This is a genomic window from Longimicrobium terrae (genome assembly GCF_014202995.1).
Taxonomy (GTDB): domain Bacteria; phylum Gemmatimonadota; class Gemmatimonadetes; order Longimicrobiales; family Longimicrobiaceae; genus Longimicrobium; species Longimicrobium terrae.
On sequence record NZ_JACHIA010000015.1, the window covers coordinates 136739 to 152718 of the forward strand.

General features: G+C 65.0%; 12 protein-coding genes and 3 pseudogenes. 10 read left to right on the forward strand and 5 right to left on the reverse strand.

Annotated features, from left to right (window positions below; translation table 11 throughout):
- Position 1: 1 nt before the first annotated feature.
- Positions 2-1390: a S41 family peptidase gene (locus HNQ61_RS20335; protein WP_170038215.1), complete on the reverse strand. Its 1389-nt coding sequence runs from the start codon at positions 1388-1390 to the stop codon at positions 2-4.
- A gap of 469 nt (positions 1391-1859) precedes the next feature.
- Here HNQ61_RS20335 and HNQ61_RS20340 point away from each other — a divergent pair, with 469 nt between their 5' ends.
- Positions 1860-3074, forward strand: a complete 1215-nt coding sequence (locus tag HNQ61_RS20340) for a hypothetical protein (protein WP_170038214.1) — start codon at positions 1860-1862, stop codon at positions 3072-3074.
- Positions 3075-3277: 203 nt separating this feature from the next.
- On the opposite strand, the gene HNQ61_RS20345 is transcribed toward HNQ61_RS20340, so the two are convergent.
- The 3 genes from HNQ61_RS20345 to HNQ61_RS20355 all read right to left on the reverse strand — a co-directional run bounded on the left by HNQ61_RS20345 (position 3278) and on the right by HNQ61_RS20355 (position 5165).
- On the reverse strand, positions 3278-3493 hold the full coding sequence (locus HNQ61_RS20345; protein WP_170038213.1) for a hypothetical protein: 216 nt from the start codon (positions 3491-3493) through the stop codon (positions 3278-3280).
- 130 nt (positions 3494-3623) lie between these two features.
- Entirely contained in the window at positions 3624-4385 is a 762-nt protein-coding gene (locus HNQ61_RS20350; protein ID WP_170038212.1) for a class I SAM-dependent methyltransferase, read from the reverse strand.
- A 330-nt stretch (positions 4386-4715) separates the two neighbouring features.
- Positions 4716-5165 (reverse strand): hypothetical protein, encoded by a 450-nt coding sequence (locus HNQ61_RS20355; protein WP_170038211.1) that lies wholly within the window; start codon positions 5163-5165, stop codon positions 4716-4718.
- A 691-nt stretch (positions 5166-5856) separates the two neighbouring features.
- Here HNQ61_RS20355 and HNQ61_RS20360 point away from each other — a divergent pair.
- From HNQ61_RS20360 to HNQ61_RS20385, 7 genes and pseudogenes are all read left to right on the forward strand, one after another.
- Complete coding sequence (locus HNQ61_RS20360) at positions 5857-6795, forward strand: TIGR01777 family oxidoreductase (RefSeq protein WP_170038210.1); 939 nt, start codon at positions 5857-5859, stop codon at positions 6793-6795.
- A 329-nt stretch (positions 6796-7124) separates the two neighbouring features.
- A complete protein-coding gene (locus HNQ61_RS20365) occupies positions 7125-7835 on the forward strand; it encodes a hypothetical protein (protein ID WP_170038209.1) in 711 nt (236 codons plus the stop codon).
- Between the two features lie 199 nt (positions 7836-8034).
- Positions 8035-8221 (forward strand): annotated as a pseudogene (locus tag HNQ61_RS29880) (hypothetical protein); the annotation flags it as partial.
- A 349-nt stretch (positions 8222-8570) separates the two neighbouring features.
- Positions 8571-11273, forward strand: a complete 2703-nt coding sequence (locus tag HNQ61_RS20370) for an ATP-binding protein (protein ID WP_170038207.1) — start codon at positions 8571-8573, stop codon at positions 11271-11273.
- Positions 11270-11482, forward strand: a pseudogene (locus HNQ61_RS29885) (hypothetical protein); the annotation flags it as partial. The gene HNQ61_RS20370 and the pseudogene HNQ61_RS29885, both read left to right, overlap by 4 nt.
- Positions 11483-12540: 1058 nt before the next feature.
- Positions 12541-13422 carry a hypothetical protein gene (locus HNQ61_RS20380; RefSeq protein WP_170038206.1) on the forward strand — a complete coding sequence of 294 codons (882 nt, stop codon included), beginning with the start codon at positions 12541-12543 and terminating at the stop codon, positions 13420-13422.
- Positions 13419-14339 (forward strand): hypothetical protein, encoded by a 921-nt coding sequence (locus HNQ61_RS20385; protein ID WP_170038205.1) that lies wholly within the window; start codon positions 13419-13421, stop codon positions 14337-14339. The genes HNQ61_RS20380 and HNQ61_RS20385 overlap by 4 nt, the downstream gene beginning before the upstream one ends.
- 194 nt (positions 14340-14533) lie before the next feature.
- Here HNQ61_RS20385 and HNQ61_RS20390 read toward each other — a convergent pair whose 3' ends face one another.
- Positions 14534-14785, reverse strand: coding sequence for a hypothetical protein (locus tag HNQ61_RS20390; RefSeq protein ID WP_170038203.1), 252 nt, complete (start codon positions 14783-14785; stop codon positions 14534-14536).
- 198 nt (positions 14786-14983) lie between these two features.
- Between HNQ61_RS20390 and HNQ61_RS20395 the strand changes: the two genes are divergently transcribed.
- Together HNQ61_RS20395 and HNQ61_RS20400 are read left to right on the forward strand one after the other, a co-directional pair.
- Positions 14984-15217, forward strand: a complete 234-nt coding sequence (locus tag HNQ61_RS20395) for a hypothetical protein (RefSeq protein WP_170038202.1) — start codon at positions 14984-14986, stop codon at positions 15215-15217.
- A 75-nt stretch (positions 15218-15292) separates the two neighbouring features.
- Positions 15293-15691: pseudogene (locus HNQ61_RS20400) on the forward strand (P-loop NTPase family protein); the annotation flags it as partial.
- Positions 15692-15980: the final 289 nt, after the last annotated feature.

Consider the following 15980-nt stretch of genomic DNA (forward strand, 5'->3'; position numbering starts at 1 on the left):
ATCAGGGCGCGGGTACGCGCAGGGCGTCGGCGGCGGCGCGGAGGAGCGCGGCGCTGTCGGTGGATGGAACGGCGACGTCGGGTGCCACGCCGTCGCCTTCCACGCGCACGCCGGCTGCGGTGCGAAAGTCCATCGCGGGATACCGAAGCCGCCACCCGGGCGCCACCATCACGTCGGCGGAGGAGAGCATGGCGCCCGCCGTCCGCTCGCCCACGGTGACGGCACCGCGCGTTTCCTTGAGGATCGCGGCCACCGCCTCCGCGGCGCTACCCGTATTCCCGTCAGTGAGGATGGCGATGCGTCCCGTGTACGTGCGCGCGAGGCCGCCGCCCATGTACAGCATGGCCGCGCCCCCGGCGTCATCCACCGCGCCGGCCAGCATGGCGCCGGTCACCGAGCCGTCGCTGGGAAGCACCGGCACCGTCGCGGCGTCCAGCGCGGCCGCGGTGCGCATTCCGCGGCTATCGAACCCGCGGCGGACGACGAAGTAGCCCGCGGGCACGGGCGTGGCGATCAGGTGCTGTCCCAGGCGATAGGCCAGGTCCACCGAGCCGCCCTCGTTGCCGCGCAGGTCGATGACGATGGCCGGCAGCACGGCCATCGCCGCGAACGCGCTGTCCATTCGCGCCACCTCCGGCACCAGTTCATCGCCCGTCGGCCCGAAGTTCTCGATGCGGATGTATCCCATCGAGGGCGACAGAATCCGCCAGCTCACGACGGGGCTGGCTGCGGCCGGCACGCTCGTGCTCGTCGCGGTCGGGGCCGCGAGGCTCGCCGGGGCAGGGGAGGCGACGCGCGGGACGGCGGTAAAGTTCAGGTGCGAGGTGCCGATCGCGCGCAGCATCCCGCTGATGGCGGCGTACGCCTCGCCGTCGGAGCGCGCGGCTGCGATGTGGGGGCGCGCCTCGGCCACGAGCCGGGACCAGTCCGCGCCGTTGTACCCGGGATCGTAGAAGTGCCGTTCCAGCACGCGTACAACACTGTCGAACACCGCCGTCCCGGTCAACGGCGCCAGCGTTTCGCGCGGCAGGCGCACCCCGGACGCAGGGAGGGACGGCTGCCCGGCGCCGCTCCAGCTGCCCCGCAGCGAATCGCCGCGCACGGCCACGTCCAGCGCCCACTCGCGCTCCCACGCCGCCGCGCGCACCACGAACCCCGAACCGGTCAGCGCCGCGGAGGTCGGCACGATGGTCTGCTGCCGCGACATGGCGCGGGGCGTCAGCACGCCGCCGTGCTCATCCACCGACAGCACCACCGAGAACGGCTGCGCCCCCGCCACGCGCACCAGCCAGTTGCCCGTGACCTCGGGCCGCCCCCGCGCGTGTGCGGCGCCCGCCAGCGCGCACGTGAGCAGAAGGGGGATCAGAAGACGGCTGATAGGATTGATCATCGCACGCACGGTTGCGGGAAACGGAACAGCTACGTGCGCCAACGGTGGCCTGTCCCCGCGCCGCGCTCAAGCGTCGCTCGCCCAATCGTCCGCCCGCGCCCCCGAGCGGGCTGTATCAGCGCCGGACGGCGAGTGGAGTCTTCCTGATGCCGGAGCGGACGAGGGATGGTAGATTGGTCGACATGTAGCGCGTGCGGGAACTGCGGCCGCGTTGAGACCCACGATCCTGATCGAAGATGCTGCGGCGTACGCGTGGTGAGCACAAGGCGATCAATTCAGGGGGCTTTGCTGAGCGTGCTTTTCCCCGCAACTGGAGCACGGGTTGCTGCAGTGATCGTACACCGACATTCCCTTGGGCCACCAGATTACTAGATCGCATGATCGCAGCCTGAATATCGCGTTGCAAGCGGGGCAAGCGCGTGGACATCACCTACGGTTTATCAAAGCTCACTGATTCGCCAGAGGACACATGAGTTACCCTGCACGTGTTTTTAGGATCGCAATTGCATCACCGTCTGATGTGGAAGAAGAGCGGGCGACGGTGGTGAAGGCCATCCAAGAATGGAACGATCTTCACTCGGCAGACCGCAAAGCGGTGTTGTTGCCGTTGCGGTGGGAAACACACACAGCGCCCACTTTAGGTGAGCGCCCCCAAGAAACGATCAATCGAGAAGTCATCGATCACGCCGACCTCCTGATCGGCATCTTCTGGACGCGCTTAGGATCACCAACTGGCGAGCATACTAGTGGAACGTTAGAAGAGATTGATCATGCTGGACGGGCGGGAAAGCCCGTCATGCTGTATTTCTCCCGCGCGAGAGTAGATCCGACTTCGATCGACCTCGATCAGCTGCGTGCGCTTCGCGAATACCAATCCGCCACCTATCCGCAGGGCCTGGTAGAGAACTACGCGACCATCGTCGAGTTTCGTGACAAGTTGTCCAGGCAGCTTGAGATGCACGTTCGAAAGCTCATGCTCGCTGCTGCCGAAGGGCAAGTGATTGACGAGGAAGTCGATGAGCGACGGCCTCTTGTCCATGTCGAATTCGCAGACGCCCTGGTGGACGACCTTTTGGGAGAAGAACTCTCTGTTGCTCTCGATCGCGTAGAGTATGAGGTCAAGGCTATTCCCGATTTTCAGGAAGAAAAAAAGAAGCCTAATAGCCTGACTATCACGGTGTTTAGCTCCTCCTCCGCCAACCCAAATTTTTACCGAGAATACGCGCGATATCAAGCGTTCTTGCGCTCCTTTCATCCTCTCCGGCTGGGAGCTCAGAATCTTGGCAACGTAGGTGTCCGTGATGTGCTTCTCGAGGTGTCGCTCTTGGACGGACCGCGGGGGACCAAAATATTGGGATCAGACGAGATCCCTGGCCAGCCGTCCAAGACGATGAACTCTATGTCTACAATCTTCCAATTCAGCCGATCTTCAGCGAGGCGGAGAACCGAAGACTATCACAGCGAACTAGACGTGGGAGCGTTGCAGCCAGGCCGAACAGTCATCGCCGATCGCACTCTATACGTTACTGCAGCAGAATCGGGGGTGATGCGCCTTGCGGTGCTCATCTACGGAGACCGCCTGCCAGCACCGGTGAAGCAAGTTCTAACAATTAGTGTAGATGTCACTACCGTCCCACTTAAGCCAGAAGATCTGGTTCCTGAACTCGCAACAGACCTAAAGTAATGCCGCACACGATCCGCACCGATGCCGGGGGAGGAAATGCCGCAGGGAGAAGATTATGGAGCAGGGAAGGTGAGGAAAGAGCTACATCAAGCCCGTTTCTCGATGCGGGAGCATGAACGTCTGGTTGGCAGAGCACTGTGCTAATAGGGCGCACGGGTTGGCGCTCAATATCTCTAGCCGCCGCAGAGCGAGCGACGAAGTCTTCACTCTGCTGATGCGTTCCTCACGACCGGTATGCACGCCTCGTGCAGGTCACTGCCAACCTCGATCACTGCCTCTGCGACCTGCACGTCTATAGACAGTTCTTCCTCCAGAGCGTGGCGCGCCAGTTCATCTTCGAGTAGGTAATCGCTTCTAGCGCGCCGAAGCAGTCCGACAGCATCTGAGCAGCCATGCCGGTGAGGCTCCTTAGTGTTCATCCCATCCTGCTCGTTGCTTGCGCCTCCGGAAGAGGAATGTCCATCGAGACACCGCCTCGAAGGCCCTCCTGCCTTCCCGGCGGTGCGCGTACGGGCGATGGGCCGAGGCGCGGCTCCCGTTATCCCGCGTTCAGGCGGTGGTCTCGAGCGTCATGATGTCGAGGAGGAAGGAGCCGTCGGGCTCGACCGCGAAGTAGGCGCGCACCTCGTCCGACGCGGCGGCCTGCAGGGCGTGGATCGCGGCGACCAGCGGCTCGGGCGTTCGCATCCGCGCGATCCAGTCGTCGAAGTCGATCCGGATGCGGTGGCGGCGCACGCGCTGCACGATGAAGCCGGCGCGTTCCACGGCGGCGGTCCACTCGGCCACGGTGTAATCGCGTACGTGCGACGTATCGCGCAGAAGCTCGACCGCCTGCAGGTGGGTGTCGTGCAGCGCGCGTCCCGGCGCGACCGGGTCGATGAAGATCACCGTCGCGCCCGGCTTGGCTACGCGGTGCGCCTCCGCGATCCCGGGCTCCAGGGTGCGCCAGTGGTGCGCGCTGAAGCGGGTCGCCACCAGGTCGAACGTGGCATCGTCGAACGGCAGGCGCTCCGCGGCCGCCTCATGAGTCTGGATGTTCATCAACCCCCGCTCGCTCGCGGTCTGCGCGACCACGGCCAGCATTTCGGCGGAAAGGTCGCACGCCATCACCTCGCCCGCGTGTGGCGCGAGACGGTAGGCCACGTGCCCGCCCCCGCATCCGAGGTCCAGCGCGCGCTCCGGGCGCATCTCGGCGGCGATCTCGTCCAGCGCGTCGAGGTCCGGGCCTGCGGCGTGCATGGCGCTGGTGACGTACAGGGCCGCGCGCGGCCCGAACTGCGACTGGGTGTTGGCGTCGTGACTTCGGGTCATGAGCATCTTCGCGGGACGATTCGGGGACGACCAACCGGGCCGTGAATATGCTGGTCATCCTGCGCTCGCGCACCGGCACGGGCGCAGGAGCGAACGTCGGGCTGATCGATCACGCGGAGAATGCTGATTCCGCGAACTTGTACCGTATCCATCGACCCGAAACCCCGCAGTCAGGCAAGGCGGATGGAGGTCGGGGCGCGCGATTGGGATTCATGCGGGATGGCCCTGGCTGGATGGAGGGAGTCCGGCAACTGGTTGCCTGAAGCGGAAGAGGCCCCAGCGAACGTTCGCCGGGGCCTCTTTGCCGATCGCGATCCGCGACCCGCCTGCTCAGTCGACGTAGTAGATGGGAAGCTCATCCATCGACACAGTCGCGGCTCCACCAGATGAGGGTGCCGCTCCCCCCGCTTCGCACCGGTACGCCACAAGCTGGCCCTTCCGGTTGGCCGGTACACCGAAAATGGCAGAAACAACCTGCGTTCCGGTGCCCGGCTCCTTCACCTCGCCCAGAAGCACACCGTTGGCCCCGATCTTTCCGGCCCGCCGGCGGGCGGCTGCGATCATGTCCGTCTCGTCGGTCATGTTGGCCGCGCCGGTCGTATGGATGAGCGCATAGGGCGAGCACTCCGCCGGGACCTGGCCCTCGCTCAGAAACACCCGCACGTCAGTTTCGAGCACGGGGGGAAGCTGCTCGTTTTGGCCGAGCATGGTCGCTCGTGCGCTGACGCACCCGGCGAACGGAAGCAGCGCAAATATCGCGAAGGGAAGAATCCGTCGCATGCAGTCCTCTTAAGGGGAACGTGTGGCCCGCAAGTGCGGGTGGTAATGCGCGACAGCGCCGCGCCCGAAAGCCGCTCGGCTTCGGTAATTGGCAGGCGGAGATGATCAATGGAGGGAGACGGCCCAGGAAGGTACAGCATATGGGCGATCATCTCAGCTTCAGATAAACATACGATATCTCACGGCACGCACTCGTGCAAGAGTTGTCCGATTGCAAACGCGCATGCAAATCAAGTTTGTAACAGACATCCAGCGTGCGAGCCAAACTGAACCAGGAAGTGACGCGGGTTCGTGCGCGTGTGGGATCGCGGGAGCGCAACCTGAAGAAAGCGGATGTCGACATCCCGGGCGACGTGCCAGTCATGATCACGGGCACGTTGGGATCTCAGGCCGTCACTCGCGTTGGGCACGCGTACGCCGGAGGTGCAGCGCGGTTGCTTCGAATCACTGGTGCCGTAGGCAGTGCCCCTTTCCAGGATTCTCCGACACCGAAACTGAGCCCGTCCGTTCGTGAGCTCATGGAGAACGCCGCCCTCTGCAGGGCGGCGTTCTGCGTTTGGGGAGGTCCGTGGAAGAGCATAAGTGAACGCGTTCAACAAAAGGCTTGACCGGGGTGAGAACGCGACATATCCTTCGCCGTAGATATAATTGAACGCGTTCAACTCTTGCGAGGGCTGGTGGCAGGATGCCGATGAAAATCGTGATACCCGGGGGGACGGGGCAGATTGGGCGGGTGCTCGCCGAGGCCCTCCGGCGCCGCGGAGACGAGGTCGTGGTGCTCAGCCGCGGTGCCGCGCGCGAGCCGGGCGTCGTCGCCTGGGACGGCCGGACGCTTGGGGCGTGGGCGCGCGAGGTGGACGGCGCCGACGCGGTGATCAACCTGGCCGGGCGCAGCGTGAACTGCCGCTACAACAAAGACAATCTCACGGAGATGCTGGCGTCGCGCATCGATTCCACGCGCGCGGTCGCACAGGCCATCAAGGCTGCGTCGCGGCCACCCCGCGTGTGGCTCCAGGCCAGCACCGCAACCATCTACTCGCACCGCTTCGACGCACCCAACGACGATGTGACCGGCATCCTCGGCGGCCACGAGCCGGACGTGCCCGGCTACTGGCGCTACAGCATCGAGATCGCGGAGGCGTGGGAGCGCGAACTGGCGGCCGCCAACACGCCGCACACGCGAAGGGTGGCCATGCGGATGGCCATCGCGATGGCCCCGGACCGCGACGGGACCTTTGGCATCCTCCACCGCCTCACGCGTCTGGGGCTTGGCGGGCCCATCGCTGGCGGGAGGCAGTACATGTCGTGGATCCACGAACGCGATCTTGCGCGCGCGGTCATCTGGCTGCTGGACCGCGACGACGTGGAGGGCGCCGTGAACCTCGCCGCGCCGGAACCCCTGCCGCAGCGGGAGTTCATGCGTGCATTGCGTACCGCGGCGGGCATTCCCATCGGCCTGGGCGGGACGCGGTGGATGGTCGAGATGGCCGCGGTCCTCCACCGCACCGACGCCGAACTCCTTCTCAAGAGCCGCCGCGTCGTCCCGTCACGGCTACTCGACGCCGGGTTCCGCTTCGACTTCCCCTCGTGGCCCGCCGCCGCGCGCGATCTCGTTGCCCGCATGGGTTGAGGAATCCCGCCATCCGGTCGCCTCTGTCAGGAAGGTGAGCGGGCCCCGCGACAGGTCAGGACCAGGCGAGTAGAACGGACTGAACCACCGCCACACGCCCGTGTGGCGGCGGAGGAATCGAGCTCTGATCGGCATGGCTACGGTGATCGGAGATCGACGCGCGGTTGCGTCTCCATCCGCCTGTCCTCATCATCAACGCACAACAAGTGGCAGATCGGCAACCTGCGCCATTGCTTATCCCGCCCTGCTTTGACGCGGCGGGTCAGGGCCCGGCGAGTTCGCATTCCGCAATGCGCGGTGGATGTCGGGTGCGCATCGGGCGAGGTCTCATGACATCCAACAACATGCCCGACATGACAGGCGTGATGCTCCCAGGTGGACGGTACGCCCCGATCACGGACGCAATCGGGTTCCTGGAAGCGGATTTCGCACAGGTTGTTGAAGCCGATAGCCGTTGGCGTGCTTCTCTGGGCGGATACCGGAGCCGTCCGGTCAGCGGCACGCTGCCCACCCTGCTCGACAGCCTGCTCCCACTCACCGCTCCTCTGTCGCGACACGTGTGGGTGGAGACAACCGGGTCGTGGACGGCGTATTTTGACAACTTCGTTGATGGAAGCGACACGTTCGGGCCGGTGTCGTACCTTGCGCGGCAGCTGGGCTGCCGCGGCTTCGCCATCGGATGCAGGGAGGGCACACCCGCGCGCGACGCGGCAAGAAGCTTTGCGATGTACGGCGCGGAGCAGACGGACTGGCTCAACGTCGTTCGCTCCGTCGCCGCGGTGCAGGAGGACGGCCGCTGGACGTGGTCCGCGCAGGGTGCGCCCCAGCCGTTTGAGGATGTGACGACGTACCAGCGGCGGCTCGTGCGCGACCGGCTCACCCCCGGCATGCTCGCCGCCTACTGCGGTGCGCTGGGCATCCGGCCGTTCGACGAATCGTTCTACGGTGCCGCCGGCCAGATAACTCAAAATATCCGCGCCATGCAGAACGTCCGCACCGAGACGCTTCAGCAGGCGCGGGCTCGGCACGGGCTTGAGTAGCATCCTCCGTTGGCGCCAATCCGCGGAATGCGTGGGTCACAGATGGACGGACTGCCGCAATTGCGCGAACCGCCTGCAGAACCTTGCCGCGGATGCGGCGCTCCGGAGAGCAGATGAAGGAAACCGGCGAGCAGACGCGGCGCCGCGGAGTGAACTGACTCGATCGATCCCCAGAAACACCACTGGCGGGCTGAACGGAATGAAGGCAGGGAAGAGCGCCGGGGCAGAGGACGCGGCGGAGGGCGCGCGGCGGACGGGGTTCGTGCGGGTGGGGGGCGCGGGAGCACAACCTCAAGAACGTGGACGTCGGCATCCCGCGCGACGTCCCCGTCGTGTCTGCGGGCGCGCCGGGATCAGGCACGTCGTCGTCCGCCTCCGGCCCGCTGTAGCCCGGGAACTCCGTCGGATCGGTAGAACGGCGCGGGTGCATCGACATCCTCTTGGCGCCGGTCGTTACACAGGTTCGCGAACTCTACGCCATCCGTCCGACTCCCAATCGCGCTTTCCAACGCACGACGGCGGAAGCGGTCCGGGTGTTGCGCTGCCAGTACACGCCACATTCCCTGGTGGCTGCGGGTCGCCGATCCAGATCATCCACCGGCGCGTGGCCTCCGTCCCCGACGAGGTTTCAGGCGTCCTCAGCCTCCGGGCGGCACCGGTGTGAGATGCGGTTCCGGCCGGCGCACGGGATTGTGCACTCTCTGGCAGCGCGCCCAGCGGCGGAAAGGCTGCACCGTGATCTCACCATCCCACAGCGGCACCCCGCGTCCGGCTTCCACCGGCGAACCGCCGCCGACGGACGCGGGCAAGGCCGACGACGTGCGCCTGTTTCGCCGCGTGTCTCTGTTCACCGCGCTTGTCGTCACGGTGATCATGCCGGTAATCGCGGCCATCCAGCCCGACAGCGTGTGGCGCGCGGCGCGAGTGCTGATCGTGGTGGACGCGACGGTGCTCCTTACCCTGTGGCTGGCCGGCCGCGGCCGTGTTCGTCTGGCGTCGTGGATCTACCTGTGGGTCATCATCTCCCTGCTCACCTACAACGCCCTCACCGCCGGAGGAATCCGCAGCACCGGCGTTCAGGCGTACGGCGTCTTCGTGATGGTGGCGGGCCTGCTGCTCGGCATTCGGGCGGGCGTCCTGGTGACGGGGGTCTGCGCGGCACTGGGGCTGGCGCTGGTCATCTCCGAACGGATGGGACTGCCGCTGCCCCGGGACTCCGATTCGTACGACGTGATCTCACGCTGGCTGATGGGCTGCGTGTTCATCGCCGTGTCGCTGCAGACCCTGCACATCGCGACCGACCGGCTGCAGCGGGCGCTGGATGCCGCGCAGAGCGAACTCGCCATGCGGCGCGCCACCGAGCTGCGCCTCGAGCGTGCCCTGGACGCCGGGGGGATCGGAATCTTTGAACACGTGCCGGGAAGCGACGGGGTCCGTCTGGATGGCCGCGCCCTGGCGCTCACGGGCATCGCCGCGGAGCCGGACGGAGAAGTGCGCATCGAGGCGTGGCTCCGGCACGTTCACCCCGAGGACCGCGCCCGCGTCCTGGATGACCTGGCGCTTTCCCCGCCGGGCAGGATGCACGGCCGCACCCACTATCGCGTGGTGCGGCCAGACGGAGCCCTGCGGCACGTGGAAGCCGCGGCGCACCTGGTGGAAGGGGAGAACGGCCAGCCCGCCGCCGCGTTCGGCATGGTGATGGACGTGACGGAGAGAAAGCAGGGCGAAGCGGAGCGGGAGCGCCTGGTCCTGCGCCTGGGCGAACGCGTCAAGGAACTGCACCTGCTTCATGAAGCCGCGCACCTGCTTCAACATGCAAGCGGCGTCGACCGGCTTCTGCTGACGGAACTGGTGGCCCGCATGCCGGCCGCCTGGCTGCACGCAGGCGATGCCCGCGCGAGGATCGCGTACGGCGACCTCGAGGCCGTGTCGCCCGGCTGGTCCACGACGCCGTGGATGCAGACCGCCGGGTTCAGCACCAGCAACGGCCCCGGCGTGCTCCAGGTTGCCTATCAGCATGAGCACCCCGCCGCCGAAGAAGGGCCGTTTCTGGTCGAAGAACGCGCACTGATCGACTCCCTGGCCGAGATGCTCCGGTCCCACGTGGAGCGCTACGTGGTGGAGCAGCGGCGGCAGGCGGTGGAAGAACAGCTCCGGCAGGCACAGAAGATGGATGCCCTCGGCACGCTGGCCGGAGGGGTCGCGCACGACTTCAACAACATCCTCACCGCCATCCACGGCTACGGCGAACTCGCGCTGCTCGAGGCTCGGCCCGGCGGCGAGCAGCGCGAAAGCATCGACGAGATCCTGAAGGCCTGCGTCCGGGCGCGCGACCTGGTGCGCCGCATCCTGCTGTTCAGCCGGGGACAGCAGTCCAGCCGCGACGTGATGCCCCTGGGGCCGGTCGTGGAAGAGGCGCTGCAGTTGCTGCGCGCGACGCTGCCGCGGAGCATCGAGATCCGCTCCCACGCCACGCCGCACCCGCCGCCGGTGCGTGCTGACGCGACCCAGATGCACCAGGTGATGATGAACCTGGGCACCAACGCCGCCTACGCCATGCGGGAGCAGGGCGGGGTTCTGTCGGTGGAACTCGGCGTGATCGACGTGGAAACGGCGGCGGCCGGCTTTGCGGCGGAGCTCAAGCCGGGGCGGTACCTGCGGCTCACGGTGACGGATACGGGCTGCGGCATGCGCCCGGAAATCCGCGAACGCCTCTTCGAGCCCTTCTTTACCACCAAGGGGCACGCGGGTACCGGGCTCGGCCTCTCGGTCGTGCATGGAATCGTCCGTGACCACGGCGGCAGCATCTCCGTGACCAGCGAGCCCGGCGAGGGCAGCCGGTTCGACATCCATCTCCCCGCCGCGCCGGAAGCCGCACGCCAACAGGCCGACAATCCCGCCCCGATGCCGCGGGGCGCCGGCCAGCACATCATGTACGTGGATGACGAGCCGGCCCTGTGCCACATCATGACGCGGATTCTCGCCCACCTGGGCTACCGCTGCACGGCGTTCACGGACCCGGTGGCGGCGCTCCAGGAGTTCCGGACGGCCCCGCATGATTTCGATGCGGTGGTCACCGACCTGCAGATGCCCGCGATGTCGGGTCTGGACCTGGCACGCGCCGTCCGGAGCGTGCGTCCCGGCGTGCCGGTCGCCATCGCGTCCGGGCTGCCCCCGGACCACATCGCCACCGATCCCGACGTGGAATCGGTCGCCTGGCCCCAGCATCGACGACCTAGCCGCTTCGCTGCACCGCCTGGTGCACGGCGAGGGTCCGCCCTGACCCGGCAGAGTTCGATCTTGCCAACCCCGTCATGGTCCGCCCCCATGATCCGCATCGCCACGGCGGGGCGGATGACGGACAGGTTGCATCTGCATCCGATGATCCTCATCATCCCTGCCGATCTCCAGGAACACACCTACGGGCGGGACGGATGAAGGCAGGAAAGAGCGGCGGGACGACGGACGCGGCGGAGGGCGCGCCGCGGGCGGGGTTCGTGCGGGTGCGGGGGGCGCGGGAGCACAACCTCAAGAATGTGGACGTCGACATCCCCCGCGAAGCGCTGGTGGTGTTCACCGGCGTGTCGGGATCGGGCAAGTCGTCGCTCGCGTTCGGCACGCTGTACGCCGAGGCGCAGCGCCGCTACCAAAGGGGGTGCTGGGGAGTCGCGGGACAGCATTCTACATTCCATCTTTTCCGTTGTGCATCTTCTTATCAAGACACAATGCGCAAACAGATTGTCTCGGCGCGGTCAAGAAGATTCGCGGGATGTTGCCGCACGCGTACGGCAAGACACACCTGCGGGCGCTGCAGATCCTCCACCGAGGGTCGATGACAAAGGGCGATACCGTAGCGTTTGCTGGCGAGCCGGGTGCTTGGCCCACCTCGCCCCTTGCGAGGATCCTCTTTACAGGACCATTATCATCCTCTCTTCATCTGTCGGCCAATCTTCTCTGAAACAGCTTAAAGACAGCGATCCATGCGAAATCCGGGGTGGGGAGTTTTCTTTTGCATCGCCGTTGTGCTGATGGAGGCGGCGTTTTTTCGGTGTATCGTTGCGCAGACGCAGGAACCCCTCGTCCCTTTAGGCGGGCGTTGGGAGGAGCGGAGACCGCCCCGCCGCGCGCTCTCTGGCGTGCTGGTTCCCGGCGTCATGACGGGCGACCAAGACGCCCTCGTGGACCCCGCGCAGATTACCGTTTTGCTTCCGCCCAACAGCGCAGGAATGCTGTGCGTGGTCGTGAACTCGCAGGATGGGCGTTATTGGGCGAGAGCGATGTTCGAGATCCGGCCGAGTGCGGGACATAGTGTGCTGCTTACCGCACCAAGGCGGTACAGGAATGAATTCCGCAGATATCGTGTGCGGGATCTCGTGATCTCGGCTACGTTGACTCCTGACTGCCGGGATGATCTAGCGACCCACGCTCTACCCTTGTGGGGCAGCCGCGCGGCTTCCCACGATTCTATTTTTGTCTACATCAACTCGCGCGATTTTACTAACGTAAGTTGGCGCAGCAGTGCCGGAGAAGTCCAGAGTGTGGGCTGCCGTGAAACTGGCGACTCCTACGTCGTATATTCCCGTGTCTGCCGGGTTCCGGTGTGGGCTGTGGGAGAGAGAACTGTACTCAGGATCCGGCGCAACCCGGGTGGGGGTAGGTTCGCGTACGACAGCGTTTTCGTCGGAACGCCAGCCGGAATTCGGCAATGAAGTTCTCGCCGCTACGTATTCTCTTGGTCTGCGTCCTAGTAATCACCGCGATTCTCGTCGCCTATCCCAGAAACAGCACCACGTTCGACATCACTGCCGAGAGTGAGTACGTCCGGTACTCCCCGGATCCAGCTGCGGCCGCAGTTCACGAGTGGGAACTGGATAGCGCGGTGATCTTTGTGGGTGACGATTCGGTTGGCAGGGTCGTTTCCGGAGCCCTGAAGTTCACCGATCCCGTCGTGGTGACGATCGAGCGCCTTTCGTCGGGCCCCCTATCGCTGAAACTCGAAGCCCCGCGCGAGAGGGCCGACAATGCCGGAGAGGCACCCGTCCGCGTAGGGGAATTCGAGGAGCATTCGAAGGCTTCGATCTCGCTATACGGCAACGTTACGATTGCGATTGCGAACGTCGAAGAACGGTCGCATGCCGGCAAACCGCTTGTGTTCGCCGTGGAGGGTGCGCTCCAGACCGGAAGGGCGATCCATCGAGAAACCGATCCCCATATCGCCATCCTTCGTTCCGGCAAGATCACGAAGCTCGCGAAAGCCATTGTCGGCTCAACGGTTTTTACGGCGGGGAGTCGAGACTTGGATCCGGGAGATGAAGTGAGCATCACTGCTCCTGACTCCTCCCAGAGCGGGTTGATCAGGGCGGATGAGCGCCCCGCACTCACTGTTGTCTACCGTGCCGTTGCCCGCTCGGTCAGGGTGGGACGTCCAGGCGGCGGCGAATACCCAGTTGGGATGTCGATGGCGGAGCGAGCGGCGGCCGATCCATTTCTGCAGAGGTGGTGGGCCACGCTAATCTTTCTGATCAGCCTGCTCGGCACCTGGAAGGCGCTGGGTGCGGACAGGAATTCAAACGAGCGTGACGAATGAACTATAAACCGTATTTGTACGCGACTTGTGCCTTGATGATTTCCTCGTCAGCGCACGCACAGATCATCCAACTGCGCGGGCGCCAGCAAATCGGCCAGGGATTTACCCGCCCCCGAGCTTCGGGAGAGTGCTACATCGTCGCGCCGCTACATGTCGTTTCCGACTCTACCTCGGTCATCACCTTCACGGCTGAAGACCAAGTCACCGGAGAAGCAACTATTGCCTATTCGGATCCGAGAGCGGATCTAGCGGTGCTGCAGACGTCGACGTCTGGCAAGGTCAACTGCCAGGCGTGGAGCATCCCTGCTGACCTGTCTGCCCGCCTGAACGACGCCTCGGTCAACGCGGTGCTACGTACGCGGGTGGAAGACGACGTGATATCGATTCCTGTCTGGATCCGCCGCGTTCAGGCACGGCAGGTGACGATTGAGCCGCGGCTTTCCAGCGATCAGCTCTCCACTGGTATGAGCGGCGGTCAACTCCTAGTGAATGGGGTCTTTGCCGGAATTCTACTCTCTACCGAGGATTACGACCCGCAAGCCAAGCCAGGGCAGGGTATCGTGCTCCGCAGCGACGCCCTCGATCGCATCCTCAGCGGCTTTTTTGCGATCCGACCCACCGAGATGGGTTTCCGGCCCCCGCCTCCGCTGGGCGTACCATCGAATGAGCCAGATCTCTGGCTACGGCTCAACGAATCCGTCGTATTGGGAGATCAGGGGAGTGCATTCGGGATCACGAATGACGACGGCGATCAGCTGTCAGTCAACAGGGGCGGCGGGTCACCGTGGGGAATGGAGCCGGGAACCCGCTACGATTTTCCGGACTCCCGCGGAGAATGCTACATCATCTACTTGCGCGCTGAGGGGACCGGGACACGAAAAAGACACGCGTTCGCGATCCGCTGTACTCCGAAGTAGCCTCAGCCGGTGTCCAACGTCTGTGGAGCGCTCCTCGCTTCTCGGCGGCCAGTGTCGATGGCAGCCGATGTTCAGGACGCTGACTGGAGCAGCGTCCGTCCGATAAAGGCGTGCTTCCGAGCATCCGGACGGTCTGGTCGCATAAGCGGTGATTCGCTAAGTATCTGCAACAGCGGCGCCTGGCTAGGCTTGTCTCACGCTTCGCCCCCCAGGCGGTAGCCTCGAGCCAGCACTTCGTCGGTCCACTCGCCCGCGGCCTCCTGCACGTTGCGCAGCTCCTCCCCGAACTCCAGCACGGCTTCCGCCACCAGCAGGTCCATCGACATCTCCTCCTCCGACACGTAGCGGGAGAGCTTGATTGAGGAGTACGCGACGGCCTCCAGCGCGCCGAAGCGGTCTGACAGCATCTCCAGCAGGCGCGCGGGTGAGGCTCCCTTCGTGTTCATCGTATCCTCCGTTGCTTGCGCCTTCGGCTGAGGAGGCCTATCGTGTAGACATCCTGATCAGCCATCCGGCGGGTTGGGAGATAGAGGGCAGTCGCGAACTCTTGGCGGGGTGAGCGACTGCCCTTCCTTGTCTCTGTATGGTAATCCGTTTACATGTGGTTGTCAACGAATTTCCATACCGCTCGCTGGAGGCGGCGCGTGGGTCAATCGGAGAACCTGCAACGGCTCGTGCGGGAGATCATTCAGGAGAGCGAACTGCCGCGCACGCTCCTCGCGAAAGATGCGGAGATCAGCCGAGCCGCGATCGAAGCGTGGTTGTCCGGTAACCGTAATCCGACGTCACAGAGCGCGGAGCAACTGGCGGCGGGGCTGGAGCGCCGTGCGACACGGCTCCAGTATTTGGCATTCCGGCTCCGTAGCGGATTAGGATGACTGAGTGTGTAAACAGTTCTATTTACCGAACGGGAAGGTCTGGATACCGCGGAAACACACCGGCGAGCGGAGCGGATGAGGGCAGGAAAGAGCGGCGGGGCAGGGGACGCGGAGGAAAACGCGCGGCGGACGGGGTTCGTGCGGGTGCGGGGGGCGCGGGAGCACAATCTCAAAAACGTGGACGTCGACATCCCGCGCGACGTCCTCGTCGTGTTCACGGGCGTGTCGGGATCGGGCAAGTCGTCGCTCGCGTTCGGCACGCTGTACGCCGAGGCGCAGCGCCGCTACCTGGAATCCGTGGCACCGTACGCGCGCCGCCTGTTCAACCAGATGGGCGTGCCGCAGGTTGATTCCATCGACGGCCTGCCGCCCGCCGTCGCCCTGCAGCAGCAGCGTGGCTCATCCACCACGCGCTCGTCCGTGGGCAGCGTCACCACGCTCAGCAATCTGCTGCGCATACTGTACTCGCGCGCTACTGCCTGGGCTGCTTTATAGCCGTATTTTCTGGACTACATCCTAGCCTTTGGGGATTCTATGTCCGCTACATTTTCCATAGACAAGCTTCTTCAAGCTCTCTTGGATCATGGGAAGAGCGAGAAGGAGCAGATCGCTAATTATCTCGACGCTGTCGCGAGCGATGCGCGTTCCTTAGCAGATTATTGGCAGTCTCGCCTAGCAGGGCGCTAAAAAAGTGGTCGTTTGCTGGCGCGGATCCGAAATGCAGGTCCAAAAAAAGTTCTGCTCGGTGCCCAGAGGAAAGCCG

Coding starts and splice junctions, on each gene's coding strand:
- HNQ61_RS20360 (WP_170038210.1), top strand. CDS start 5,857: ATGAAAATCGTGATACCCGGGGGGACGGGGCAGATTGGGCGGGTGCTC.
- HNQ61_RS20340 (WP_170038214.1), top strand. CDS start 1,860: ATGAGTTACCCTGCACGTGTTTTTAGGATCGCAATTGCATCACCGTCT.
- HNQ61_RS20350 (WP_170038212.1), bottom strand. CDS start 4,385: ATGACCCGAAGTCACGACGCCAACACCCAGTCGCAGTTCGGGCCGCGC.
- HNQ61_RS20385 (WP_170038205.1), top strand. CDS start 13,419: ATGAACTATAAACCGTATTTGTACGCGACTTGTGCCTTGATGATTTCC.
- HNQ61_RS20345 (WP_170038213.1), bottom strand. CDS start 3,493: ATGAACACTAAGGAGCCTCACCGGCATGGCTGCTCAGATGCTGTCGGA.
- HNQ61_RS20380 (WP_170038206.1), top strand. CDS start 12,541: ATGAAGTTCTCGCCGCTACGTATTCTCTTGGTCTGCGTCCTAGTAATC.
- HNQ61_RS20355 (WP_170038211.1), bottom strand. CDS start 5,165: ATGCGACGGATTCTTCCCTTCGCGATATTTGCGCTGCTTCCGTTCGCC.
- HNQ61_RS20390 (WP_170038203.1), bottom strand. CDS start 14,785: ATGAACACGAAGGGAGCCTCACCCGCGCGCCTGCTGGAGATGCTGTCA.
- HNQ61_RS20335 (WP_170038215.1), bottom strand. CDS start 1,390: ATGATCAATCCTATCAGCCGTCTTCTGATCCCCCTTCTGCTCACGTGC.
- HNQ61_RS20365 (WP_170038209.1), top strand. CDS start 7,125: ATGACATCCAACAACATGCCCGACATGACAGGCGTGATGCTCCCAGGT.